General features: G+C 68.9%; 22 protein-coding genes. 14 read left to right on the top strand and 8 right to left on the bottom strand.

Annotation, left to right across the window (positions count from 1 at the left end; genetic code table 11):
• Positions 1 to 3 precede the first annotated feature (3 nt).
• Both G6R25_RS04235 and G6R25_RS24930 read right to left on the bottom strand, forming a co-directional pair.
• On the bottom strand, positions 4 to 543 hold the full coding sequence (locus tag G6R25_RS04235; RefSeq protein ID WP_136446737.1) for a PH domain-containing protein: 540 nt from the start codon (positions 541 to 543) through the stop codon (positions 4 to 6).
• Positions 544 to 583: 40 nt separating this feature from the next.
• On the bottom strand, positions 584 to 739 hold the full coding sequence (locus G6R25_RS24930) for a hypothetical protein (protein WP_173402683.1): 156 nt from the start codon (positions 737 to 739) through the stop codon (positions 584 to 586).
• A gap of 94 nt (positions 740 to 833) precedes the next feature.
• Here G6R25_RS24930 and G6R25_RS04230 point away from each other — a divergent pair, with 94 nt between their 5' ends.
• From G6R25_RS04230 to G6R25_RS04215, 4 genes are all read left to right on the top strand, one after another.
• On the top strand, positions 834 to 2,093 hold the full coding sequence (locus G6R25_RS04230) for a deoxyguanosinetriphosphate triphosphohydrolase (protein WP_163551935.1): 1,260 nt from the start codon (positions 834 to 836) through the stop codon (positions 2,091 to 2,093).
• A gap of 461 nt (positions 2,094 to 2,554) precedes the next feature.
• Positions 2,555 to 4,447, top strand: coding sequence for a DNA primase (gene dnaG, locus G6R25_RS04225; protein ID WP_163551934.1), 1,893 nt, complete (start codon positions 2,555 to 2,557; stop codon positions 4,445 to 4,447).
• 40 nt (positions 4,448 to 4,487) lie between these two features.
• Positions 4,488 to 5,666, top strand: coding sequence for an RNA polymerase sigma factor (locus G6R25_RS04220; protein ID WP_009739720.1), 1,179 nt, complete (start codon positions 4,488 to 4,490; stop codon positions 5,664 to 5,666).
• An 87-nt stretch (positions 5,667 to 5,753) separates the two neighbouring features.
• The gene (locus G6R25_RS04215) at positions 5,754 to 6,716 is read left to right on the top strand and encodes a class I SAM-dependent methyltransferase (RefSeq protein ID WP_163551933.1); all 963 of its coding nucleotides are present in this window, start codon (positions 5,754 to 5,756) and stop codon (positions 6,714 to 6,716) included.
• Here G6R25_RS04215 and G6R25_RS04210 read toward each other — a convergent pair.
• Complete coding sequence (locus G6R25_RS04210; RefSeq protein WP_163551932.1) at positions 6,703 to 7,722, bottom strand: glycosyltransferase; 1,020 nt, start codon at positions 7,720 to 7,722, stop codon at positions 6,703 to 6,705. The two genes, G6R25_RS04215 and G6R25_RS04210, sit on opposite strands and share 14 nt — an antisense overlap.
• Entirely contained in the window at positions 7,719 to 8,960 is a 1,242-nt protein-coding gene (locus G6R25_RS04205; protein WP_163551931.1) for a glycosyltransferase family 4 protein, read from the bottom strand. Before G6R25_RS04205 ends, G6R25_RS04210 begins: the two co-directional genes overlap by 4 nt.
• Positions 8,961 to 9,420: 460 nt before the next feature.
• On the opposite strand from G6R25_RS04205, the gene G6R25_RS04200 reads away from it, so the two are divergent.
• A complete protein-coding gene (locus tag G6R25_RS04200; protein WP_163551930.1) occupies positions 9,421 to 10,239 on the top strand; it encodes a class I SAM-dependent methyltransferase in 819 nt (272 codons plus the stop codon).
• Positions 10,240 to 10,389: 150 nt separating this feature from the next.
• On the top strand, positions 10,390 to 11,058 hold the full coding sequence (locus G6R25_RS04195; RefSeq protein ID WP_163551929.1) for a class I SAM-dependent methyltransferase: 669 nt from the start codon (positions 10,390 to 10,392) through the stop codon (positions 11,056 to 11,058).
• 60 nt (positions 11,059 to 11,118) lie between these two features.
• Here the strand turns inward: G6R25_RS04195 and G6R25_RS04190 are convergent, their stop codons facing one another.
• Entirely contained in the window at positions 11,119 to 11,997 is an 879-nt protein-coding gene (locus G6R25_RS04190) for a glycosyltransferase family 2 protein (protein WP_163551928.1), read from the bottom strand.
• Between the two features lie 259 nt (positions 11,998 to 12,256).
• On the opposite strand from G6R25_RS04190, the gene G6R25_RS04185 reads away from it, so the two are divergent.
• The 3 genes from G6R25_RS04185 to G6R25_RS04180 all read left to right on the top strand — a co-directional run bounded on the left by G6R25_RS04185 (position 12,257) and on the right by G6R25_RS04180 (position 15,686).
• Positions 12,257 to 13,192 (top strand): class E sortase, encoded by a 936-nt coding sequence (locus tag G6R25_RS04185; protein WP_205446852.1) that lies wholly within the window; start codon positions 12,257 to 12,259, stop codon positions 13,190 to 13,192.
• 2 nt (positions 13,193 to 13,194) lie between these two features.
• Positions 13,195 to 13,353, top strand: coding sequence for a hypothetical protein (locus G6R25_RS24925; protein ID WP_205446850.1), 159 nt, complete (start codon positions 13,195 to 13,197; stop codon positions 13,351 to 13,353).
• 497 nt (positions 13,354 to 13,850) lie between these two features.
• Complete coding sequence (locus tag G6R25_RS04180; protein ID WP_419469300.1) at positions 13,851 to 15,686, top strand: putative bifunctional diguanylate cyclase/phosphodiesterase; 1,836 nt, start codon at positions 13,851 to 13,853, stop codon at positions 15,684 to 15,686.
• 48 nt (positions 15,687 to 15,734) lie between these two features.
• Here the strand turns inward: G6R25_RS04180 and G6R25_RS04175 are convergent, their stop codons facing one another.
• The 3 genes from G6R25_RS04175 to G6R25_RS04165 form a co-directional block, all read right to left on the bottom strand.
• Positions 15,735 to 16,472 (bottom strand): arsenate reductase/protein-tyrosine-phosphatase family protein, encoded by a 738-nt coding sequence (locus G6R25_RS04175; protein WP_235947374.1) that lies wholly within the window; start codon positions 16,470 to 16,472, stop codon positions 15,735 to 15,737.
• A 50-nt stretch (positions 16,473 to 16,522) separates the two neighbouring features.
• Positions 16,523 to 17,377, bottom strand: a complete 855-nt coding sequence (locus G6R25_RS04170; protein WP_163551925.1) for a TylF/MycF family methyltransferase — start codon at positions 17,375 to 17,377, stop codon at positions 16,523 to 16,525.
• A 71-nt stretch (positions 17,378 to 17,448) separates the two neighbouring features.
• A complete protein-coding gene (locus tag G6R25_RS04165) occupies positions 17,449 to 18,666 on the bottom strand; it encodes a glycosyltransferase family 4 protein (protein WP_235947371.1) in 1,218 nt (405 codons plus the stop codon).
• Between the two features lie 244 nt (positions 18,667 to 18,910).
• On the opposite strand from G6R25_RS04165, the gene G6R25_RS04160 reads away from it, so the two are divergent.
• The 5 genes from G6R25_RS04160 (at position 18,911) to G6R25_RS04140 (ending at position 24,920) form a co-directional block, all read left to right on the top strand.
• Positions 18,911 to 19,906: a UDP-glucuronic acid decarboxylase family protein gene (locus G6R25_RS04160; RefSeq protein WP_163551923.1), complete on the top strand. Its 996-nt coding sequence runs from the start codon at positions 18,911 to 18,913 to the stop codon at positions 19,904 to 19,906.
• A gap of 135 nt (positions 19,907 to 20,041) precedes the next feature.
• A complete protein-coding gene (locus G6R25_RS04155; RefSeq protein WP_205446848.1) occupies positions 20,042 to 20,980 on the top strand; it encodes an FkbM family methyltransferase in 939 nt (312 codons plus the stop codon).
• A gap of 2 nt (positions 20,981 to 20,982) precedes the next feature.
• Positions 20,983 to 22,362, top strand: coding sequence for an oligosaccharide flippase family protein (locus tag G6R25_RS04150; RefSeq protein ID WP_235947370.1), 1,380 nt, complete (start codon positions 20,983 to 20,985; stop codon positions 22,360 to 22,362).
• A 6-nt stretch (positions 22,363 to 22,368) separates the two neighbouring features.
• Positions 22,369 to 23,403, top strand: a complete 1,035-nt coding sequence (locus G6R25_RS04145) for a CgeB family protein (RefSeq protein WP_163551921.1) — start codon at positions 22,369 to 22,371, stop codon at positions 23,401 to 23,403.
• A 128-nt stretch (positions 23,404 to 23,531) separates the two neighbouring features.
• Positions 23,532 to 24,920: a hypothetical protein gene (locus G6R25_RS04140; RefSeq protein WP_163551920.1), complete on the top strand. Its 1,389-nt coding sequence runs from the start codon at positions 23,532 to 23,534 to the stop codon at positions 24,918 to 24,920.
• The last annotated feature ends 12 nt before the right edge of the window (positions 24,921 to 24,932 follow it).

The raw sequence follows: 24,932 nt of genomic DNA, 5'->3' as shown, positions 1-24,932 counted from the left end.
GCACTAGTCGTCGCCGGCGGGGGAAGGCGCCCCACCGAAGGTCATGTCGACCAGGGTGAGGTAGAGCCGGTCAGGCCGTGGCAGAAACCGGATCTTGGATAGGGCCTGGTCCTGCCCGGCGGACTCGACCACAAACTCGCCGTAGCCGAGCAGCCGCCCCAACGGATCCCGGTTGTAGGTCAGATCCGTGATCTTGGACAGCGGCATTGTCTGGACTTTACGGAAGAAGATCCCCGAAACTTTCAGCAGCCGCTTGTCGGTGATCATTAGATGATCGAACTGCCAGTCGGCGACCTTCCAGAGCATCCGCAAGATCATGAAGAGCGCGAAGTACCACAACAGTGTGGTGATGAAGCCCGCGTCGACGTCCTGCGTGGCGAACAGGACGTTCGCCGCCAGGGCGAGCAACACCGCACCCAGGGTCTGGAGGAGGACGGGAAGCAGGATGGCCCAGTGCAGCCGCACCATCATGACCAGACGTTCCTGCGACGCCAGGTACTTGGTGTCGCGCTGGGCCGGATCCGGGAGCTGAAGTCTCACCACGCCCGTAGTGTCCCAGACATCAGGGCCGCCTGGGCTGGCATTACAGGGCGGTGTCGGTGACGAACGTGGACACCCCGTCGGCCCATGACTGCAGCCAGCCGAACACACGGTCGATGATACTGGCGGCGCTGTTTGGTGCGGTCACCACGAAAAAGATGACGAACGCGATCGCGCCATACTTAATGATCTTGTCCACGGCGGGCCTCCGGGCCGATTGGTGAAGGGTGCGCACAAAGTATCGTCGCTGCGATCGGCCAAGGTCCCCGAATCGCGCCGATACGCTCAACCTCGTGGTCGGTGAGTGGTATGACGCTTCGGATACAGTCCGTCGGGTCTCGGAACGCCCGAAGGCTACACCTGTGCCACGGGCCCCGTTCGTACGGGACCGGGCTCGGGTGCTGCACTCCAGCGCGCTGCGCCGGCTGGCGGGAAAGACGCAGGTCGTAGGCCCGCTCGACGACGATTTCCCGCGTACTCGGCTCACCCATTCGCTCGAGACCGCCCAGGTGGGGCGGGAACTCGCGGCGGAGCTGGGAGCCGATGCGGACCTCGTCGATGCGGCGTGTCTCGCCCACGACCTCGGGCATCCCCCTTTCGGGCACAACGGTGAGCTGGCGCTGGACGAGGCGGCGGCAGCCTGCGGCGGGTTCGAGGGCAACGCACAGAGCCTGCGGGAGCTGACGAGACTGGAAGTCAAGATCGTTGACGAGGAGGGGCGCAGCGCGGGGCTGAACCTGACGCGGGCGAGCCTGGACGCCGCGACCAAGTACCCCTGGGCGCGCCGGTACGCCCCGCCAGAGCATGCGGGGAAGTTTGGCGCCTACGACGACGACCTGCCCATGCTGGAGTGGGTGCGCGAGGGTGCGCCGCCGGGGCGGCGGTGCTTCGAGACCCAGATCATGGACTGGGCCGACGACGTCGCCTACTCGGTCCACGATCTCGAGGACGGGGTCGTGGGCGGGCACATCGAGCTTGCCGCGCTCGACGACCCGGGGCACCGCGAGGAGCTGACCGCCGTCACCGCGCGGCGCTACGGCGTCTCGGCGGCGGCGGTGTCGGCGGCCCTGGACACGCTGTGTGCCCAGCCCTGGTGGATCCGCTCGGAGATCACGTCGGCTCGCGGCCAGGCGGCGCTGCGGGCGATGACGAGCGAGCTGATCGCACGGTTCTCCCGCGCGGCGGTGCGTTCCACCCGGGAACGCCATCCCACCGGGCCGCTGTGGCGCTACGGCGCGGACCTGACGGTGGATCCCGCCACGGTGGCCGAGTGCGCCGCCCTCAAGGGGGTCACCGCGTGGTACGTCATGGAGCGGCCGGGCGCGCGGACCCGGCAGGCCCGGCAGCGGGAGGTCGTCGCCGAACTGGTGGAACTGTTGCTGCGCGGCGCGCCGCGGTCATTGGACCCGTCGTTGCGCGCCTGTTTCGGAGCGGCACCGGACGACGCCGCCCGGCTGCGGGTGGTCGTCGACCAGGTGGCCCGCCTGACGGACGCGAGTGCCGGGCGGCGTCACGCCGCGCTGAGCGGACGGCCGGTGCATCGTGTGCTCTGAGCCCGTACGCCGGTCGGCGACAGTCCGCGGCGGGTGCGGGCGGCGCCGCCCCGGCTGGCGCGCGCCGCGGGGTGGCCCTGGGTCCCTCCGATGGGTGATCGTCGCTCCCCCGACCGGGGGAGCGACGCCGTCCCCGCAGGGGGTAGGGGTGCATCCCCCGCCGTAGGGAGGGCCGCCGCGGCCGGCCACGGGGCCGATCTTCCGCACAGGTATGCAGGTGGCGGCCATTGTCCTCAACATTCACGTGGCATGATCGGTACTGTCGTGCTTACGACACGTACCATCGCACCGGTAGGACCGATGCGAGCGGCGCCGTGTCCGCCGTCGCCGCCGACATCGGCCGGGGGTCCGGTGCCGGCGCGGTGGCGATCGGTTCCGCGGCGATGGGATGGCGCACTACTGGCGGGCGTTCTGCCCCGGGCGAGGTACCTCTCGCCCGACACGGACGAGGGGAGGGGCGGGTGGCCGGACGAATCCGTGACGCCGACGTCGCCCTGGTCCGGGAGCGCTCGCTGATCGCGGGCGTCGTCTCCGAACACGTCCAGCTTCGCCCGGCAGGGCGCAATGAGCTGGTCGGGCTTTGCCCGTTCCACGAGGAGAAGTCACCCTCCTTCTACGTCAACGTGACCACCGGTCTGTTCCACTGCTTCGGCTGCCAGCAGGGCGGCGACGTCTACTCCTTCGTCCGCGAGATCGACGGGCTGAGCTTCCGGGAGGCCGCCGAGCGGCTGGCCCGCCGCGCCGGGGTCACGCTGACCTTCGAAGGCGGTGGCACCACCGACCGGACCGTGTCCAGCCAGCGCCAGCGGTTGCTGGAGGCGCACCGGATCGCGGCCGAGTTCTACGCCGAGCAACTCGGCGGCCATCCCTCGGCCCGGGCCGGCTGGGACTTCCTCACCGCCCGCGGCTTCGACCTCACCGCGGCCCAGCGCTTCGGCGTCGGCTACGCCCCGACCGGCTGGGACGCGCTCACCCGCCATCTGCTGTCGCGCCGCTTCACCGGCGAGGAACTCGTGCTCGGGGGGCTGTCCAAACAGGGATCCCGCGGGGGCCTGATCGATCGATTCCATCACCGGCTCATGTGGCCGATCCGCGACCTCGCCGGTGAGGTGGTCGGCTTCGGCGGGCGCCGCCTCGCCGAGGACGACACGCCGGGCGCCGGTCCCAAGTATCTCAACACGCCCGAGACGCCGCTGTTCAAGAAGGCGAGCCTGCTCTACGGGGCGGAGCTGGCCCGCCGCGACATCGCTCGGCGTTACCAGGTCGTGGTGGTCGAAGGCTACACCGATGTGATGGCCTGCCACCTCGCCGGGGTCACCACCGCGGTGGCGACCTGTGGCACCGCCTTCGGCCCGGAGCACGTCGCCGTCGTGCGCCGGCTGCTCATGGACTCCGACGAGCGCCACGGCGAAGTGATCTTCACCTTTGACGGTGATACCGCCGGTCAGAAGGCGGCCCTGCGGGCCTTCGAGCACGAGGAGCGCTTCGCCACCCAGACATTCGTCGCGGTGGAACCCGCCGGGCTCGACCCGTGCGAGCTGTGGATGCGCGGTGGGGACGCCGCGGTGCGCGAGCTGATCGCGCGGCGCGTCCCGCTCGTGGAGTTCGCGATCCGTGAGGTTCTCGGCCGCTACAACCTCGACACCACCGAGGGCCGCCTCGCCGCCCTGGACGCCGCCGCACCGTTGATCAACAGGATCAAGGATGCCGGCCTGCGCCACGGCTACGCGGTGAACCTGGACCGCTGGCTGGGCTTCCTCGACGAGAGGTTCGTGGCGCGCCGGGTCGCCGAGCACCGGGCGCAGCAGGCCGGCGGCGGCCACTCCGCGTCCGTCGCGTCGGCCGCGGGCCGTCGGGAGCCCGCCGCAACCGATCCGGTCGTGATCGTGGAGCGTGAGGCGCTCAAACTCGCGGTCCAGTTTCCGGGACTTGTAGGGCCGATGTTCGACACGCTGGCCCCGGAGATGTTCACTGTTCCCGCGCACCGTGCCGTCCGCGAGCTCATAGCGGGTTTGGGTGGGGTGGGTGGGGGGCTGGCGAGGACCGGCGACGTCGCCGCGTGGGTGACGGAGCTGTCCGCGGCGGCGACGGAAGAGGGGCTGCGACGTTCCGTCACCGCCCTCGCCGTGGAAAGGGTGCTCTGCGACCACGATGTGGATGATCGTTATGTCGACGAACAGATGTCACGCGTACAGGAGTTGCATGTGACACGTCGGATCACCGACCTGAAGTCGCGGGTGCAGCGGCTCAACCCGGTGGCCGACGCCGAGGCCTTCAACCGTGTCTACGGTGAGCTGATCGCTTTGGAACAGCACAAGCATCAACTCCGGGAGCGGGGCGTAGGTGCCGCGTAACCTGGGTCGATCCCGAGAAGGAAGTGACGAGATTCCGCCCATGAGTCCTACCGTCCTACCCCGCGAAGCCCAGGTGGACGAGGTCAAGGACCTCATCACCCGGGGCAAGGAGATCGGTTTCCTCACCACCGAGGATGTCACGGTCGCGATCCAGGCGGCGGAGCTGCCCCCGGAGCAGGCCGAGACGGTGCTGCAGGTGCTCAACGACGAGGGCATCGAGGTTCTTGAGGCAGGGGGTGAGAACCCCGACGAGGCGGACCTGCTCGCCCGACGCCGCCGAGAGGAGGAGGAGCTCGCCCTCAAGGCACCGACCTCCGACCCGGTACGCATGTACCTCAAGGAGATCGGCAAGGTCCCGCTGCTCACCGCCGAGGAGGAGGTCGACCTCGCCAAGCGGATCGAGGCCGGCCTGTTTGCCTCCGAGAAGCTCGCGGTGGCGACGAAGAAGACCTCCCCGCAGATGCGGCGGGATCTCGAGGCCATCGAGCGCGACGGGCAGATCGCCAAGCGCAAGCTGGTCGAGGCGAACCTGCGCCTTGTCGTCTCGATCGCCAAGCGCTACGTCGGTCGCGGCATGCTGTTCCTGGACCTCATCCAGGAGGGCAACCTCGGCCTGATCCGCGCGGTCGAGAAGTTCGACTACACCAAGGGCTACAAGTTCTCGACCTACGCCACCTGGTGGATCCGGCAGGCGATCACCCGCGCCATCGCCGACCAGGCGCGCACGATCCGCATCCCGGTGCACATGGTCGAGACCATCAACAAGCTGATCCGCATCCAGCGGCAGCTCCTGCAGGACCTCGGCCGCGAGCCGAGCCCGGAGGAGATCGCCAAGGAGATGGATCTCACCCCGGACAAGGTCCGGGAGATCCTCAAGGTCTCCCAGGAGCCGGTCTCGCTGGAGACGCCCATCGGTGAGGAGGAGGATTCCCACCTCGGTGACTTCATCGAGGACTGCGACGCCGTCGTCCCGGTCGACGCGGCCAGCTTCATCCTCCTCCAGGAGCAGCTCGACTCGGTCCTGCACACGCTCTCCGACCGGGAGAAGAAGGTCATCCAGCTGCGCTTCGGGCTCACCGACGGCCATCCGCGCACGCTGGAGGAGGTCGGGCGTGAGTTCGGCGTCACCCGCGAGCGCATCCGGCAGATCGAGTCCAAGACGCTGTCGAAGCTCCGTCACCCGTCTCGCTCGCAGAAGCTCCGCGACTACCTGGAGTAGACGCACGAGGCACCCATCTCCGGTCGTTGACCGTAAGTGATGCCCTAGCTACTCTTGGCCAAAATGACGGCCGAGAGGACGACAGGCATGGCTGGCAGCAGATCCGCCACCGGTCAGCATGTGCGCCGGCTGGTGGCCATCACGGCGGCTTCCGCCGGTGAGCAGAACTTCCTGGGTGCCCGTTGGGTCCCGGTGGTGCTGGCCGCGACGCCTCAGCGCCTGCGGACGGACGCAGCGCTGCGGCTGCTGGCGCTGAGCCCGCACTACTTCGCTCCGGGTCAGCGTATCCGGCACAGCGAGGCGGAACGTAACCGCCAGACCCGGCAGGTGCTCGCTGACGAGGTTCTCGTCCGTTACCTGCACCCGGACGACGACGTCCTGGACGTCGGTTGCGGCCCCGGCTACCTTGCCGCAGCTGTAGCGCCGCGGGTTCACTCGGTTACCGCAGTCGATGTGTCGCGGGGAGTGCTCGCGTGTGCCCGGATCCTCAATCCGGCCCCGAACCTGGAGTACCGCACGGTCGACGAGTTCACCCGGACCCGGCGTGACGTCGACGTCGTCTACTCGTTCGCGGTGGTGCAGCACCTCACCGACGAGGTGTTCGCGCGGGCGCTGCGGGACTGGCATGCCGCTCTGCGTCCGGGCGGTCTGCTCATCCTCCACGTCGTGGTGGACGATCCGCAGTGGCGGACGGAGGCGCAGTGGCGCGCCGACCGGGGGCTCGTCGGGCGGGTCAAGTTCCGTTTCGGGCTCAACTGCTTCGGTCGGACCGCGGAGCAGGTGCGGGGCCTGGCGGCGGCGGCGGGTTTCGGCGAGCTGGAACTCGTCCCGATGGCGACGGTGGTCGACGTTGACGACGACGTGGCCCGCCAGCACCTGCTTCTCGCCCGCCGGATGGACGTCGCCCTCAGCGGTGATGCTCTCGCGCATGGGAAGCGGGCCGCCGGCTCAGTACCCGCCCAGCCTCGTACCCGCCCAGCCTCGTACCCGCCCAGTCCCGGGGGGCCCGCCGCGGAGCAGGCGGACCCGGCGGAGCTCAGCCCGACCTGAGTCCCAGCAGCCGGTCGAAGTAGGGGCCTCGGTCGAACAATCCGCTCCGGTACGGCTTCACCTCGGCGGTCAGCGCGTTGATCATCGCGATGGCGACCTCGTCGGGCTCCTCCCGCTGATAGGGCATCAGGGCGGCGCCGGCGATCTCGCGGTTATGCGGGGAGTCCGCAGCGATCACCGGCACTCCCATCACCCGGCCTTCGGCCAGAGGGTATCCGAACGACTCGAATTCGGAGGGGAAATAGACGGCGCTGCTGCGGGCGATCATGGACATGATCGCGGCCGGGGGCTGCTGCCCGATGAAGCGCAGTCGGGGATGGCCCGCCAGCGGGCGCGCCTCGGGGTGGTCGGCCGCTTCGGTGACCGCGAGAACGGCCTCGACATCGTGTGGTCGGCCCGCCAGCAGGTCGAGAGCATCGAGGGCGATGCGCAGATGGTCGGCCATCCGCTTGTAGGGACTGAACAGGATGGGACAGAGGATGGTGGTCGATGGGCTGTCATGGTCGTCCCGGTCGCGCGCGCTTCCCTGGCCACCACCCTCGGTGGCGTCAGGCGGGGTGACGGGGTTGAACGCGACAACAATCCGGTCGCGTACCGACGGCACGAGGTGGACGACCCGTTCCGCCATACTCGACGACGGGACGAAGATCAGATCGGCCCGGCGCAGCGCGGTGCGCACCACGGGCGCCTGCGCGTGGACGGACGGTTTGATCCGCCGGCCGAAGGCCCGCGCCTCGTCGAGGCGGAGGAAGTGCTGCGCTCCGTGCACCAGCACGTGGCGCTCGTCCCCGGCGATCAGGTGGCTCACATTGTTCAGGGCCACCGCCCGATCGAAGCGGCCGGTCGTGACCTCGCGGCGCAGCAGCCACGGCGCGGTCAGCGCCCGGTCCCGGCCGATCACCAGGAGCTGCGCGGAGCGACACTCCCGCAGGTAACGATCGAACTCGTTGAGCAGCCGCTTCGCTCCACCCATCTGCGCGCCGGCGCAGTCGACGAGGATCCTCATGATGCTCCCAGGTCTGTCGGGGCGCCGGGCCGTACTCCACCCCGCCGGGCGCCCGTCCCCGACGGCTGGTTCGGGATGCTCTGGTGGGCGTCGGTGGAGGAGTCGTGTCCGGTCGGGGGCAGCCGTCCGGCGAGGGTGGTGAAGACCGAGCGGGTGTAGTCCCCGGGCCGAGTGGCGGCCTCGGCCCATTCGGCGGCGCGTCTGCCGGTGCGGGCGAGTCGGGCCCGATCCGCCAGCATGCCGCGCAGGACGATTTCCAGCATCTGGGCCGATTCGTCCACCGGCGTCTGCCCCGTCACGCCCTCCTGGTATGCGTCGTGGCTGCCGCCCGAGGCGGGCCCGACCACGGCGCACCCGGCGAGCTGGGCCTCCAGCAGCACGATGCCGTAGCCCTCGCCACTGGCGTGTGGACCGCGCGGCAGGGTGCGGGTGCACAGGGCGAACAGGTCGGCGGTCGCGTAGAGCCGGGCGAGGTCCTTGTCGGTCGGGGACTCGTGCAACTCGGTGTCGGGATGGGTGGAAACGAGCTCGTGCAGCGCCCCCGGGGCCGGGCCCCGCCCGGCGAGCACCAACCGCACCGGGCCGAGGGTGGCCCGCACGGACTGCACCGCCTCCAGCAGCACCGCCGCACCCTTGCCCGCCCAGTCACCGAGCCGGAACACACTCAGGATGGTCGGCACGGGAGGCAACGGCCGGCGGCGGCTCGCCTCGGCCAGCAGGGTGGCCCGCCAGGTGGGGGAGATGCCGGGCGGCAGGATGGGGGCCGCGCCCACTGTCGACAGCGCGCCGGCGCTGTAGGAACTGATCGTGACCGGGCGCAGGATCGGGTCGGCGCGCAGAATCGCCCGATCCGTTCGCCGCATGCTCCAGATATCGGTGCCGTAGAACAGGACGGGACCGAGTCGGGCACGGGTCAGCCGGACGGCGGCCGCCGCGACGGGGATGAGGTTGGCGTGTCCGGTGATGACGCTGTCGGCATGGCCGAAGCGGCGCGCGGTACTGAGCGCGCGCAGCGCGAAGCGTGCCCGGTTCGCTGGGGTCAGCCCGATCCCCGGCTCGAGCATGTCCACCCGAAGAAGATCAGCTCCGCCGGCCCGCAGCGTCTCCTCGACCGCCGTCAGGTAGCGCTCGATCCCGCCGCCGAGCCCGCGGGAGTTGCACAAGAACAGGACCCGGGCCGGTTCGTCGAGGGGAGGTGCGGACCGGGTGAGGGAGCTGGGTCGCCGGAGGCTATTCACAGAAAGTGATATTAGTCGTTCTCTGTGAAGCGGTCTCGCGTCCTATCGCGTGTCATCGTGACGCATCGATTTTGAGATCTTACTTTTCGTGTGGATGGTGTTGCTGGGGGACGGTGACCCCGGGCCGCGCCGGCGCCGGTCGCTGGTGCCACGGCGGGCGCGGACGCACGTTTTTTCGACGCAGGCGCCGGCCGGCCCTTCCGTGGCGAACCAGCTCCCCGTGGCGAGCAGTGCCGTCACCGTCGAGGCCGCGGCAAGGTGGTCGACGGCGCCGAGTCGGTGCAGGCCGCGTACGGTCGCCAGCTGTTGGATCTCCCTGGCCTTCCGGCGAGAGGCTGGTGCGTGTCTAGCCGAAGTCAGGCCACGTCCCGTCTCATCAGTGTTACCCTATGTGCTCAATGATGCTCGCTCTGTACATGTCGAGAGATGTGGCGTGTGCGTCGGAGACAAGGAGTCGCGCATGGAAGGCGATCTGCGGTATCGCAACCGCGGCAATCCGGCTCTTCTTGACCTGATCGACATCCCGCAGGGCAGGGCGCTGGACTGCGGGTGCGGACCGGGGGACAACGCCCGGCTCCTGAAGAGCCGGGGCTGGCAGGTGACCGGGGTGACGATCGACCCGCTGGAGCTCGCAGCCGCGAGGACTGAATGTGATCACGTGGAGCTCGCCGATCTGACTGCCGGCCTGCCCTTTGCCCTCGACGGGGAGTACGGGCTCGTACTTCTCTCGCACATCCTTGAACACCTGGCGGACCCGACGCCGTTGCTGCTCGAGGCCCGGCGGGTGCTCGCCCCCGGTGGCCGGATCCTGGTGGCGTTGCCGAACGTGCTGCACTACCGGCAGCGCGCACAGTTCCTGCGTGGTCGGTTCGAGTACACCGAGACTGGTCTCATGGACTCCACTCACCTGCGCTTTTATACCGTCGACTCGGCCCGGCGCCTGATCGAGGACAACGGCCTGCGGATCGTGGCGGCCTCGGCGACCGGCGGCCTGCCGTGGTGGCGTACCCGCGAGTCGTTGCCGCAGGACCTGGTCCGACGGTGGGATCGCCGGGTTCTCGGCCGCTGGCCGAACATGTTCGCCTGGCAATCGCTGTTCCTGGCAGCACCCCATCCAGTGGATACGACAAACGACCCCGTGGGACGCCGGGTGGCGCCGCCGGCCCACACCTTCATGGCCGCCACGACGGGTGTCAGGACGCCGGCCCAGCGGGAGCCCTTGCCGGCTCCGGCCCAAGACGAGGTGGCCGCCGTCCTCGAGCGATATCGGAAACCCTGAACATCGGTATCCGAAAGATTATTTTTCCTACTGGTTCCGTACCGCACCGCCTTCCGGCCGTGTCGCCATCGCTGTCGGACGTTGCGTGAGGCGACGTGTGGTTCGCAGTCGCCTCCCGTGGCTCGGGACGATTTGAAGGGATATGGACCTATGCTGTCCCGCCGAAACCTGTCGCGGTATCGTAACGAGCGCGACCAGCTTTGGGTTAATGTCGCCTCTTCCTTCCTCGCGCAGGAGGGATTCGTCAACCTGGACCGTAGCGTCTTTCTGGCACTGACTCCGATGTATCCAGTGCTCGGCCGTCTTCTTTCGCCGGGCCATGCGGACCTTGTGCGCAAGCTGTGGAAGGGGCGACGGCGGGCGCCGTTGTTCTGGTTCGACTGTCGGAAACCGCTGCCATTTGAGGCCCGGAGCGTTGACCACATACTGTGCTCACACTATCTGGAACACCTGCCTCCGCCGACAGTGGAGCGTAGTCTCGCGGACTATGCCCGCGTCCTGCGTCCAGGCGGTACACTCCACGTCATCCTGCCCGACCTGCGCTACTCGATCGACCGGTACGTCACCGGTGAGATGGACGCGGACGAAATGCTGCAGTGGCAGCACATGCGTAAGGTGGAGGGGTTGCGATGGCGTACGAAGGTGGTGGATGCCGTCGCCGGTCTTGGTATCGAACATCAGTGGATGTATGACCGCCGGACGGCGGAACGCCGTATCCTTGGAGCTGGGTTCAAACTGACCGATCGAGCTACGCCAAGCAGCGATTTTCGGCGAGATGACCCCGAGTCGATGCACCTGTTCGGGTTTGTGCCCGCATGAGATACAAGCTGCCCGCTCGTGTGTATGCGGGCTCGCGGCCGAACTCGGAGGCCCCTGCGGTCAGCGCCACGCCGTCCAGCGGGCGGCGCGCGGCTCGTCAACGCGCGGCTCCCCCGGTGGGGGAATCGTGGCGAGGCCGTCGAGGAGACCGTGCAGGACGAGAAGTGAGCCTTCCGTGCCCCGCCGGTGAACGTGGTCCGCCACGGCGGTGCGCGGCAGGTCGACGGTCGCGATTGCGAGGGCGATCAGGGCGGTGCGCAGCCACCAGCCGTGGAGCCGCATGAACCAGAGCCGGTTGCGTACGAGGTAGTAGGTCTCACCGGGGGCCGGGAGCGCGGTGCTCCCGATACGCCAGGCACGGTGGGGACTGAGAACAACGCTCCATCCGGCTTCCCGCACTCGGTAGCAGAAGTCGATGTTCTCGAAGCCGACGAAGTAACGGCTGTCGAGGGAGACCCGGCGAAGGCACTCCGCCTTGATGAACATGACCGCTCCAGACACCCAGTCGGTCTCGTGGGGTCGGTCGCCCGGAGGTCGCCGGGCCCTCGACGCGGACCACAGGGGGTCGCGTCGGGTCAGACCGGACCGCGGCCTGACGCCGTCGACCAGGGTCGGCGCCACGACGCCGATATTCGTGCCCGCCAGCAGGTCCAGACAGGAGCTGATCGTCATGTCGTCGATCCTGACGCGGTTGTCGATCAGGAGGTAGGCGCCGGCGGCGGGATAGTCGCGGCTGGCGAGCTGGAAGCCTCCCCCCGTACCGAGGTCGCGGGGAGGCAGTATCCAGGCGACGGCGGCCGGCAGGTGGTCGGGCCGGGTCGAGCGATCGTTCGCGACGATCGTCACCTGGGCTACGGCGGGGCTGGCGTCGAGTCTCGTCGCGAGTTCGACGGTGGGGTGGTGCGGACCTCTGTGGACGATCACCGCCACGGTCTTCATCGCGAGCTCCCCTGCGTCGCGCGGACGGGAGCATCCGGTCCGACGGGATCTGGAACGTGCGGCGAGAGTAACAGAATGGCATCACACTATAACGCAGGGTGGTCGATGCGCCAGCCCGGTTCTCCGGGCGCAACCGGGCTCGCTGCTGCGCCGTCCTCGACGTGGACCGCGGTGTCAGTCCGGGCGGAGATTGGGATGCTCGGATCCGCTCCGCCCGTTGACTACTAGAAGTAGTAGCTCAATAACGTAGAGTGCTTCCATGGCTGGTGCATCTTCGGTCTCGGAGGCCGACGACGGACAGGACACCGAGTCGCCGGATCCGGCGGCGGACGTGCCGACCCTGTTCGCCGGGGGGGAGGCCGGCGTCACAGGGCGGGCGGGCTGGACGCCCCGCCCGTCCGGGTTTCGAACGCCGCGGCCGTCGCGGGTCGGCGGCGGCGTCGAACGGGCGCCCGGCCCGGCGGGCGCGGCCGGGCCGGACCACCCCGGTGGGGCCGGACGGCGGATGATCGTTGGCCGGGTCGCCCGCGGCCTCGGCGAGCTGCTGATCACGGCGGGCCTGGTCGTGCTGCTCTTCCTCGTCTACCAGCTCTGGATCACCGACATGTTCGCGGCCCGTACCCAGGACCGGCTTCATCACCAGCTCGACCAGGCCTGGGGGCATCCGCCGCCGCGGCAACCCGGCGTCGAGCGGGCCCGGCCGGCTCCGGCGTTGCCTCCCGTCGACCTCGGCGACGGACTGGCGATCCTGCGCGTCCCGCGATTCGGCCTGGACTATTCGCCGGTCATTGTGCAGGGCGTCTCCGCCGCCAACCTGCGCCGCGGGCCCGGCCACATTCCGGGCACCGCCCTGCCCGGCCAGCTGGGGAACTTCGTGGTTTCCGGGCACCGGACCACATACGGAAAACCGTTTAGTCGGCTTGATGAACTAAAGGTTGGCGATCCCCTCGTCGTCGAGGTACGGGACCGGTACTACACCTATCGCGTCACCGGGTCGGAGGTCGTCACACCGAACCGGCTGGACGTCACGTATCCGGTGCCGGGCAGACCCGGTGTGGTCCCGACCAGGGATCTGATCACATTGACGACCTGTCATCCCAAGTTCTCCGCGAGCCATCGACTGATCGTGTACGGGGAGCTGGCCGACACTACCGAGAAGTCGGCGGGCCTGCCGCCCGTGCTCAAGGGAGCGTGACCGTGTACGCCTGGATCTATCACCGGCTGCCGGGGCCGCCACCGGTCCGGTTGACGTTGGCCGTGTTGATCGCGCTCGCCGTGGTGGCACTGTTGATATTCGTGGTGTTTCCGGTGGTGGAAAGCGTGTTGCCGAACGGTCAGGTGACTCTGGGGCACTGAGCGTGCGGGTCGCCGGGGTGCGGTCCGATCCCCGCTCGCGCGACCGGTGCTGGGCCGTGGGGGACGACCCGGAATGGGCACGATGTGGTCCCGCCGGGTAGACGGCGTGGATTTCTCCGATACCCTCACCGTCATTAGGCTCCGGCGCGCGGTGGGACAGCGTCTACGACAACGGTGAACGGCGGAGCCGATGCCGGCAGAAAGTCGGGGATCGGATACCCTGCGAACCGGTGCACATTGCGCTCGGATAGCGCGGGGATGAACCGGACGCGTGCTGCCGGCGAAGCGTCGGCGGTGGGTGGGGTCGTGGCGGCCATCCCCGGCCGGCCATGGTGGGCCGTTCAAGGACATTGCGGGATCGGCTTCGGGGGAATTCGATGAAACGGCGGGACCGGGTCCGGCATGGATCGGCGATCTGGTGCGGTGGCGCGAGCCGCCCGCCGGCTGAGGGGCGTCGAGGGTCGTGTCGCAAGGCCGGGCGCCGGCTGGCGGGGGGCGTGCCGGCGCTGGTGGCCGCCGTCGTGGCGGTGGGCGCGTTGGCTGTGGTTCCCGTCGTCGGCACCGGGCGCCCGGTGCCCCCGCTCGTCGCGCTGTCCCTCGTGGCACCGACCGTCATTGCGGTCATTACGGTCATTGCGGTCCTGGCCATGGTGGTCATCGGGGTGAACCCGGCCGACCGACTGAACCCGGCCGACCGGGCTGGTGCGTTCGGCGTCGACGCCGCCGACCCGCCGGGGGATCCGGATTACCGGCCGGTCTCGGCCCGGCTCCGGCTCCGGCTGCGCCGCGGGGCCGTGGACGACCTGACCGGACTACCCGGCCGGCGGCATTTCGTCGACGTGGTCGGCCGGTGCCTGACGGGGGGCGAGCACCGCGCGCGGGGCACGACCTCCCTGGCGCTCCTGGTCATCGACCTCGACCGGATGCGTGACGTCAACGGCGCACTCGGGCACGAGCACGGCGACCGGCTGCTCGCCGCCGTGGGGTGCCGCCTGCGCGGCGCGTTATCCGGTTCGGACCTGCTCGCCCGGGTCGACGGCGACGCGTTCGCCGTCCTGCTGCGCGGCGTCGACCTGGCCCGCGCCGAGCAGGTGGCGCGGCGGCTGCGGGAGGTCCTGGAACGGCCCGTTCCGCTGGCGGACACGCCGGTTCGGCCCGAGGTGAGCGTGGGGATCGCGCACGCACCCGAGCATGGCCGGGACGCCCTGGAGCTGTTCGGCCATGCCGAGGAGGCGATGTACCTGGCCAAGCGCGGCCGCTGCGGACAGTCCGTCTATGCCGGAGGCCATCCTCCGATCAACCGGACCCGCCTGCGGCTGCGCGCGGAGGTGCGCCACGTGCTGGACTCGGGCCAGATAGAGCTGAGCTATCAGCCCAAGGCAGACCTGCGCAGCGGTCGGATCAGCGGGGTCGAGGCGCTCGTCCGCTGGCGCCACCCGGTCGATGGCGTACGGCCGCCCGACGCCTTCCTGGCGGAGATCGAGCGTGCCGGCCTGATGCCCAAGCTCACCGTGCACGTCCTCGATCAGGCTCTGGCGGACTGCGCGCGATGGCACGACCGTGGCGCTCCGCTCGCGGTGTCGGTGAACGTCCCCGCGTCGGTCATCGTCGACTGCGCCTTCGTCGGCGTGGTGCGGGCGGCGCTCGCCCGGCATCGGCTGCCCCCCTCCGCGCTCATCGTCGAGGTGACGGAGGACTCCCTCATCGTGGCCAGGGAACTCGCCTGGGGCACCCTGGCGGGGCTTCGCCGCTTCGGCGTGCGGGTCAGCCTGGACGATTACGGCACGGGCTTTTGCTCCCTGTCGTACCTGCGCGAGTTGCCGGCCGACGAGGTGAAGCTGGACCGGACCTTCCTGCGCGATCTCGACCGCGACCCGGCGGCGGCGGAGATCGTGCGCTCCACGGTCTCGCTCGCCCACGCGTTGCGGCTGCGGATCGTTGCCGAGGGGGTGGAGACCCAGCGGTCCTGGGTCTCGCTCGCGGCCTGGCAGTGCGACGAGGTCCAGGGATACTTCCTGTCCCGGCCGATGGCGGGCGATCGGGTCGTTGGCTGGTTGCGGGAATGGGGCAGCCGGCTTGCCGTCCGTCCCGACGCTGAGCCGTGGGCCACGCCGGGGCCGGCTGACACCGGCGCGGCTCATGTCCCGATCGCGGCGCCGATGGTGGCGCCCGGCGCGGCCCGGCGTGTGTCGGGGGTGGGAGCGGTCGGCACCCTCGTCGCCCCACCGCTGCGCCCCGGTCAGTGGTCGGCCGGCTTCCGGGGCGGCTCGCCCGCCTCCGCCGGCCAGAGAGCGGTCGACTACCGCGTGCAGGCCGACCTCGCGGCATCCTGATGCCTGCCAGGCGGACCCGACCGAGCGTCTGCTCGAAGACCCGGAGCCTCACCGCCGGGCCATCGCGCGGGGCCGGCGGGGCGTCGGGCCGGCCGAGGGGGGACCGGCAGCGTCCGGGACCGGCGGATCCGGGGATCTGCGAGCTGCCCGGGTGTCCCGGGCTCCTTCGGCAAGCAGCGCCATCGGGTGCGCTAAGGCCGTCCCGATGATCCGTGCGCACTCGTCGAACGCATGCAGGTCGCCGTTGACCGGATCGATCAGGTCGTCGGCCGCGACCGATGGAGCCTGCCTCGCCGCCCGCATCCGCCAGGCCACGGCGGCGAGGTACTCCCCGATCGCGCGGACCCCACCCTCCGGAAGGCTGGCGGAGCGCACGCTGGAGGTCAACCGGCCGAACTCGCGCATGGTGAAGGTGCGGCGCAGGGCCCGCGGCGTCAGGCCGACCACGGCCGAGCGCTGTGCCCGGGTCGCGCACAGCACGAGATCGTTCGCCAGGATCAGCTCCGGCGTCAACCTCCGCGCTCGAAAGCCGGCGGGATCCATGCCCCGCGCCGTCAGGATTGCCGCAGCGTGCGGATGCATCGTCCGATCCGCCCGTGCCTGCGTCCCCGCGCTGCTCACCAGGAGCCCCCCGGCGCATCCCGGCGGCTCCCACGCCCCGACCGGGTGGGTGTCGGCCTGCGCGAGCGCCGCGGCGAACCACGCGAGGGCGAGGTGTTCGGCCAGTGGCGAGCGGCAGAGGTTGCCGGTGCACACCATCAGCACCGCCCACGGTCGCTGCTGCATCGCCAGTTCCTCTCTCGCCGCCAGTTGACTCCGAGCCGGTCTCGGGTGCCTCATGTCGACGTCGACGGTGCGTTCTTGCGCCAGTAGATGCCCGTCCAGTCGATGCCGGTGATCGGGTCGGTCACCCGATGGGCCGCCCGGTAGTCCTCCACCGCGGTTCGGCAGCCGGGCACCGCGCCGTAGTCGTCGACGATGCAGAAACCGCCGTCGGAGAGCTTGGGATACAGCGCGGTCAACGCTTCGGTGGTGCTCTCGTACATGTCGCCGTCGAGGCGGAGGACCGCGAGCCGGTCGATGGGCGCCGTGGGCAGGGTGTCGCGGAACCAGCCCTGCAGGAAGCGCACCTGGTCGTCGAGCAGGCCGAAGCGATGGAAGTTGGCCCGCACCTGCTCGACGGAGACCGCGAGCTCGGTGAACTCGTGATGCCGATCGCCGGCGTCGGCAGCATAACGTTCGGAATCGGGTGCGGGCAGACCCTCGAACGAGTCGGCGACCCAGACCGTCCGGTCGGTCACCCCGTACGCCGCCAGCACCCCACGCATGAGGATGCAGGCGCCGCCCCGCCAGGCCCCCGTCTCGATGAGGTCGCCCGCGACGCCGTCCAGGATGACCCGCTCGGTGCACTCCTGGAGGTTGCGCATGCGGCGTTCGCCGGTCATCGTGTGCGCGAGCCGCGGCCAGTCCAGCCCGTCACGGCGGTCCTGCGGCGTGGCTCTCTTGACAATCTCCATGCCCGTCCGGCGTACGGCCCGCGCGACCACGCGTTTCGCGCCGCCGCGCGGCTCCCAGAGGCTGCCGTCCCCGCCGTCCCACAGCGAGCAGGTCAGGGCCGAGCGCAGCAGGTCGAGGTATCGCCGGGTGGTGTCGGGAAGATCGTCGGTGGCGACGGTCGACGTCGTGGTCATCATGGCTCCTGACGAGAGGGCGGATCGTGGGAAAGGGCCGGCGGGAACGCGTCGGTGGCGGAACTGCCAGATCATCGGCCCCGGACGAAGGCGAGTGCCCGTAGGAAGCCGTCGACTGAAGCGGCGAGCTCGATGTCGCCGGTGGCCTTCTCCGACTCCTGGGCCATCTCGGCCAGCAGGTCCGGGCTGCCACGCAGCTCGCCGAGGATCCCGGCGAGCGCGGTCACGTCGCCGGCCGGGTACACTCGGCCGTTGCGGCCGTGGCGGACGTCGTCGGTCGGCCCGACCGAGCCGACCCGGTCGCTGACCACCACCGGCAGCCCGGACAGCACCGCCTCCTTGACCGCGAGCGGATGCGGATCCCGCTGAGCCGGGTGCAAATACAGGTCGCTGGCCGCGTACAGGCGGGGGAGGCGTTGCTGGTCGGCGAACCCGACCAGCCGCAGCGCGCCGTCGAGTTCGATCGCCGCCGCTTCGAGAGCGGGGCGCAGCACCCCGTCCCCGGCCATGATCGCGACGACCTCGCGGTCTTGCGGGCCGCGGGGCTCGCGGGCGAGGGCACGTAGCGCGTCGGCGATGTCGAGCGGACGCTTGCGAGAGATCAGCTTTCCGGAGAACAGGGCGACGAGCGCCTCGGAATCGATACCGAGCTCGGTTCGGATGGCCGCCCGATGGGTGGCCCGCTGGGCCAGGGCCGCCCGCAGGGGTGCCTCGTCCGTGGTGAGGGGTACGCGGAACATCCGCGACCGGGGCACGTCATAGTGCGCCAGGTATGCCTCGTTGTTGTCGCCGATGGTGAGGAAGGCGTCCACCGAGCGCAGCAGGGGCGGCAGCGCGAGCCGCTTCACGATCCGGGCGCCGGCGGAGCGCCCGCCGAGTAGTTCGCTGTCGCTGGTCATGAGGGCGCTGACGTGCCGCCGCCGGCACCAGGCGAGCGCCGTGAGGGAGAAGGCGTGCCGGTAGCCGTAGATCAGCACGCACTCGGGCCGCAGCCGGTCGAGGGCGGCCCAGACGCGCCCGGCGGCCCGCCGGGAGGCGTCCGGCTGCTGCCAGTCCGGTCGCAGTGTGAGGTCGGCGATGAACTCGTGGCGGTAGCCGGCGGTGATGTCGGAGTTCCACCGGACCTGCGCGCCGAACCCGCGATCGTAGTAACGGTCCAGGCCCGCCCGGGACAGGAACAGGACCCGCAGGTCGACGTTGCGGTCGGTCACGGCCCGGTAGAGCGGCGCGAAGTGCTGGATCGGGTGCGAGACGACGACGGCCACCGTTGTCGGGGCGGGGGCGGACATCATGAGCCGGCTGAGCCTTCCTCGGGTGCGGCAGATCCTGCTGGGACAGGCCGCGTGTAGGTCCGAACGGAGGCCAGTCTTCACTAGAAGTAGTCGTTAATCAACGTAGTGTAAGAATGTGTCGCGCAGTGGCTGAGGTGTCAACCGCAACCGGGGTGACGCCAGGACTGGGCGCCAGGGTGGGCGGGGAAGGGTGCCGCGGGCGCGCGGAGGTTCCTTCGAGCAGGTAGGGGTTAGGTTGATCATGCGTGTCGTCGTCGCCGGCGGGGCCGGATTCCTGGGGAGTCACCTGTGTGATCGGCTGTTGGCCGAGGGGACGGAGGTGGTCTGCATCGACAACTTCCTCACCGGCGGGCCGGACAATGTCGACCGCCTCCGGACGCGGGACGGGTTCCGCCTGCTGCGTCGGGACGTGACCGAACCACTCGATGTCGCGGGCCCGGTGGACGCGGTGCTGAATCTCGCCTCGCCGGCATCACCGGTCGACTACCACGCGCTACCACTGGAGACCCTTGCGGCCGGTGCGTCGGGGACGGCACGACTGCTGGACCTGGCCCGTCGCAAGGACGCCCGGTTCGTGCTGGCCTCAACCTCCGAGGTGTACGGCGACCCGCAGGTGCACCCGCAGCCCGAGCGCTACTGGGGACACGTCAACCCGATCGGCCCGCGCAGCATGTACGACGAGGCCAAGCGGTTCGCCGAGGCGCTCACGACCGCCCACCGCGCGACCCGGGGCACGCGTACCGGGATCGTCCGGATCTTCAATACCTATGGCCCCAGGATGCGCGCCGAGGACGGGCGGGCGGTACCGACCTTCATCGTGCAGGCGCTGGGAGGAGAGCCGGTGACCGTCGCCGGTGACGGCTCCCAGACACGGTCCCTCTGCTACGTCGACGACCTCGTCGACGGTTTCGTGCGGATGATGTCCAATGAGGTGTCCGGCCCGGTGAACATCGGCAGTCCGTACGAGATGACGGTCCTCGAGCTCGCCCGGCTCGTCGTGCGGCTGTGCGGGACCGGGGCGCCGATCGAGTTCATCCCGCGGCCGCCGGACGATCCGAGCGTGCGTCGACCCGACATCACGCTGGCGCGCGAGACGCTCGGGTGGCAGCCCCGAGTGGACGTACGCGACGGGTTGATGCGCATCATCGCGTGGTTCCAGGGCCTGATCGGGCGGGATCCGGCCCCGTGGGTGCCGCGCCAGGAGTCGCCGGCCGGCTCGGACGCGCCCGGAGGCTGACGGGTGCACCGCGCACCGGACTGTCGGTGGAGATCCGTCGCTCTACCGACGCCGGTGATGGTGCGGGAGGGGAGACACGGCGGGTCTGCGCCGGCAATCCATCGCTGTAGGTAGCTCCAATGTTACTAAGTGTGCGTGACTCACGATGTAGCCGGAGCGCTCGGGACCGCCCCCGAGCATCGTGGCGGCCCACTTCGCTGGCGGCTGGCTGGACGACTGGCCGGGAACCTTCCCGACCTGCGGGGTCGTGACCGGCTGACCCGATGGGTGCATGGCCCCGGCGACGGCTACACCGGTCCACTGCGCGGTCGGCTCACCAACGGGATGACCTTCAGTGTGGACGACTGCCGGGATGGCTCAGCTCGCGATCTGGTTGCACTGCGTTACCGGCCGCCGGCGCTCGCCGCCGTGTTCGACACGATCCTCGCTCCCGGGGACTGTTGCTACGACGTCGGGGCGAACATCGGGATCTACACCCTGTGGGCTGCGGGCGCGGTCGGGCCCGACGGCGAGGTTCATGCCTTTGAACCGGTGCCGCAGACCAGGGCGACGCTGACGTCCCTGGTGGAGCAGAACGGTCTGACCCAGGTACGCCTGTCGCCGACCGCTGTCGGCGCGACGATCGGCCGCATCGGCCTGCGTCTCCATCCCGGCGCGTCGGGGCTCACCCATCAGGTGTCTGATGGCGCCACGCCCGACCTGACCGTCCCGGTCGTCACTCTGGACAGTCACGCGGCCCGGCACCGTCCGCCGACCCTGATCAAGATCGATGTGGAGGGATTCGAACTCGAGGTGTTGCGAGGTGCACAGGACCTGCTCCGAACACACCGGCCGGCACTTCTCCTGGAGATGTTGCCCAGCCACCTCGCCCGGCGCGGCAGCAGCTACCAGAAGGACCTGGTCTCGCTGCTGAGTGCGGTCGGTTACCGGATCTTCAATCTCACCAGGGACGGGCTGAGCGGGCAGGGTACCTTCTCGTCGAACGTGCTCGCCCTGCACGACGGCTGGGAGCGCTTCGCACGGGTGGCCGCCACCCTCAGGCGAACTCCACTGCCTCGTAACCAGACGACCTGAGAATGGGCCGGCACCAGTCGCGGCCTGTTGAACGCGGGTATCTCGCAACGGTCTGGAACACGGCGGCGGCCAGCATCTCCATAGCCGTGCTCAGCGCTGTCGGCGGTCTCCTTGTGTCCCGCTATCTTGGACCCGCAGGCCGTGGCACGTACACGGTGGTGACCTCCTATACGATGGCCGCCGCGACCATCGGGGACTGCGGTCTGACGGCCGCGATCTGTTATTTCGTCGCCCGGCACTCGACGGGGGCACCAGATGTCGTCCACACCGGCCGTGCGCTGTTGCTTGTGCTCGGACTCGTGGTCGGCGCGGCCGGCTTCGTGGCGGCCCCACTGGTGTTTCCGCATGACCATGCGGCCGCCACCGCCTTCCGGGCCGCCTTCGTGGCCCAGCCGATCTTCTATGTCTCCGCTGCTTGGATCTTCGCCCTCCAGGCGACCCGGCTGCCGGCCTGGAACCTGGTCCGCGCCGTGCAACCGCTGACCCAGACGGCGACCATTGTGCTGCTGGTTCTGGTCTCCGGCCTTACCGTCACGAATGCCGTGGCGTGCTTTCTGGGATCGACCGTGGTCCAGGCCATGCTGGCAGCCTGGTTCTGGCGGCGGGAATCCCGGTCGCGGGGCAGGATCCGCAGGAAGACCGCGGCGGATCTGTTCCGCTACGCCGGACCGGTCTTCCTGTCCTCGGTGCCGTTCCAACTGAGCTCACATCTGGACATGCTCCTGCTTGCACTCCTGGTTGCGCCTGAGAAGGTCGGCCTCTATGCCGTCGCGGTATCGATGAGTGGGCTGAGCCGACCGATCTGTGCGGCGTTCGGAAATGTGGCGATGCCACGCCTGGCACGGATTTCCTCGGCTGAAACCGACCGCGGTGCGGCAGGAATCCACGCGGCGAACTCGTCGAGCACACGCCGGGTCGCGCTCCTTGCCGTAGGTTTCAGCCTGGCCGCCGGAGTGCTTGTCGTCGGATTGATGTGCCTTGCAGCGCCGCTCCTGGTCCCCGCCGTTCTGGGCGCGGGCTACGCGCCGAGCGTCCACCTGCTGTGGTTGCTTGCCCCAGGCGCGGCGCTACTCGGATGCAACTGGGCGATGGACGATGTGCTACGCGGCCTCAACCTGTCGATGACGGTCGCGCGTTGCGAGGGCGCGGGCGCAGTGGCGACGCTCATCGGGCTTGCGGTGCTGGCGCCGACCGTCGGAATCGCCGGCGCCGCGATCGCATCCAGTATCGCCTATCTGGTGGCGTTCGTTCTGCTGGTACAGGCGGTCCTACGCGTTGTGGGGGTGCCGATGCGTATGGTCCCGCATCACGCCCGTGGACTGCTCCTTCCCTGGGCGGCCCGGGCCCGGATCGCGCTGCTGCCCAACGTCGAAAGAAGGTGATGTCAGATGATCGACAAGGCGTCGACGCCGAGCCGACCGGCGAGTATCGGGGGCGCACCAAGGATCGGAGTGATCGGTCCCACCGGGAACGACGATTTTGCCGAGAACATCGTGGACTGCCTGCCCGACCTCGGGGTGCATGCGGTGCCGCTCGGCCCGGCGATTCCCGCCCCCCGCAACCGTGCGCTCGGGCGGGCGGTGCATGCGGTGCGTGCCGCGACCCAGCAGCCGGACCTGGTGTATCAGCGGCGCCTGGTCGCGAGGGCCGAGCGCGAGAGCCTCGACCTGGTGGTGTCCACGGACTCTCGGCTCCTGCCCACGACGGTACGTGCTCTGCGACGGTCGGGTACCCGGGTCTGCCTGTGGTTCCCCGATCCGGTGGACAACCTCGGCCGCCAGTACATGCTCATGGGCGATTACGACGCGCTCTTCTTCAAGGATCCGTTGCTGGCTCGCCGCCTGGCCGACGTGGTGAATCTCCCGGCGTGGTACCTGCCCGAGGCCTGCAATCCGGCTCGCCATCGGCCACCCGCAACGGCGGGCCAGGACCCCTATGTGGTCTTTGTTGGCAACACCTACGGAACCCGACTCCGCCTTATTCACAAATTGCTCGAACACGGGATTAAGGTACGAATGTTCGGCCCCCCGGTGCCGCGCTGGCTACGCGACCCGCTGCTGATGGGCCTTCATGCCGGACGGTATGTAACCGGTGAAGACAAGGCGCGGGTATTCCGGGGCGCACTCGCTGTTATTAATGCCCTTAAACCGGCGGAGATGGAGAGTGTCAACTGTCGGCTGTTCGAGGCGACCGCCTGCGGTGGCACCGTACTGTGCGAGCGGCGCACGGCGCTCGCGGACCTGTTTACCGAGGATAAGGAGATCCTCGGATTCACGGACTTCGACGAGCTGGTGGCACACCTGAGGGCCTGCGCCGCGGACCGGCCCGCAGCCCGTGCCCTGGGCGACGCGGCCTCCCTGCGCAGCCACAGCGAGCATACCTACCAGCAGCGACTCGCGATGCTGCTCGGCGTGATGCTGTGAAAATCTCCGATCTTTCTGCTTCCCGGGTGGCGATGCCACCGCCTCGAACCGCCTCGCGTCGTCCGGTTCGGTGAAACCTCCATCATCAGACCCATACGGAGATCGAATATGACGAGAAGATTCGATTCGTGTCAGCCACACTAGCTCTGGGACTTTTCCTGCAGGCATGTGCCGTCGTAGTCATGGTTCGTGGCCGGCGACGCCGCACGGCGACAGGCATCGGGCTGATGTTTGTCGCCATGGCCGTCGTCTATCATGGCGTGACGGAAATCCTTCAGCTTACCGTGCAATCGTACAGCGATAATCGGCTGTTGACCACGGACTCTAATGTTGCTGCCTACACCGTTCTCGTTGGATTTTCTCTTCTCGCGTTCGCCGCCGTATATCAGGCAGTGGCTTTGCGTGGACCCGCCAGAATGGTTCTCGATCGCGAAGGAATTGCGAACTTCTTCGAGTGGAAGCTCCTTTCCCTGGTGGCCCTTTTTGCAGTAGCTGTGAGCGCCGCTGGGAAAGGATTTGGGGCGAGTGTCGAGGCTAAGTCTGAAATAACCGGAAGTCCCTACCTTGTCGGTGGTTTCGCAACCCAGTTCCTAGATATCAGCCTCACCCTTGGAAGCTTTGCAATACTCGTCCGTACCAAGGGGCGCGGCCTCTTCGTTGTTCTCTTCGTTCAATGTGCGATACACACGCTGACGGGTCAGCGCTCATCGGTACCGATTTCGGCAGGAATGGTTATCTATCTACTCTCGTTGGTCGGCATCCGCGCACGGCGATGGGAGTCTGTCTCGATTGTGGTGCTGGTGGTTCTATCCTATCTCGTCATCGGTGGGGCTCGTGCCGATTTTGGGCGGGAAGCACTTTGGTATGGTTCCGGAGTTGATCGGCGCCTTACTGCTCTAGGTGCTGGGCTAGCGCATCCGGAGCGGGGAATCAGCCGGAGCGGTATTGGTGATCTGGGGGTGCGTCTGGATGGCAACTCTTTTCCGTCAATAATCCTGCAGAGGCTCGAACATGGTGCGTCGCCAATTGGTCCGGTAACGCTTGGCGACGATCTCAGGATTGCCGTTCCTCGATTCCTTCAGCCTGGGAAGCTAAATTCTGACGAGAGCTCAAGATCACTCAAGCTGAGGCTTTGCGAGGTCTATGGGATCACTACCGAATTCGACCGGCTGCCAACTCAGCTCGGCGAACTACTACCCGTAGGGGGGCCGGTGTGGATGGTGTTTCTGGCGGGGGTGTGGGGATTTCTTCTCGCCTCGCTGGAGCGCATTCTCCTGGGATGCTGCCACCCAGCCGGACTCCTGGGGATCCTTGGTGTCGCCGTCGGAACACTGCAGTATAGTGGCGGGTTCGGGTTCATCGTCATCTGCGTTCGAAGTGCTATCGCCCTCGCGATCGTGCTGCTTGGGTGGCGGATGCTGCGGGCCGCGTGGAAGGGTCGCTTGCGCACATTCTGGAAAGGCGCCTCCGGTGTCGTCGACACGTCTCGGCCGAGGCGGCTCTGGCCGGCCAAGTAGCACTACAGCCCC

Origin of the sequence: Candidatus Frankia alpina (genome assembly GCF_902806485.1) — a bacterium.
In the GTDB taxonomy this organism is placed as follows: domain Bacteria; phylum Actinomycetota; class Actinomycetes; order Frankiales; family Frankiaceae; genus Frankia; species Frankia alpina.
The sequence above is the reverse complement of the archived record's forward strand: the minus strand, read 5'-3'. Positions and strand labels throughout refer to the sequence as shown.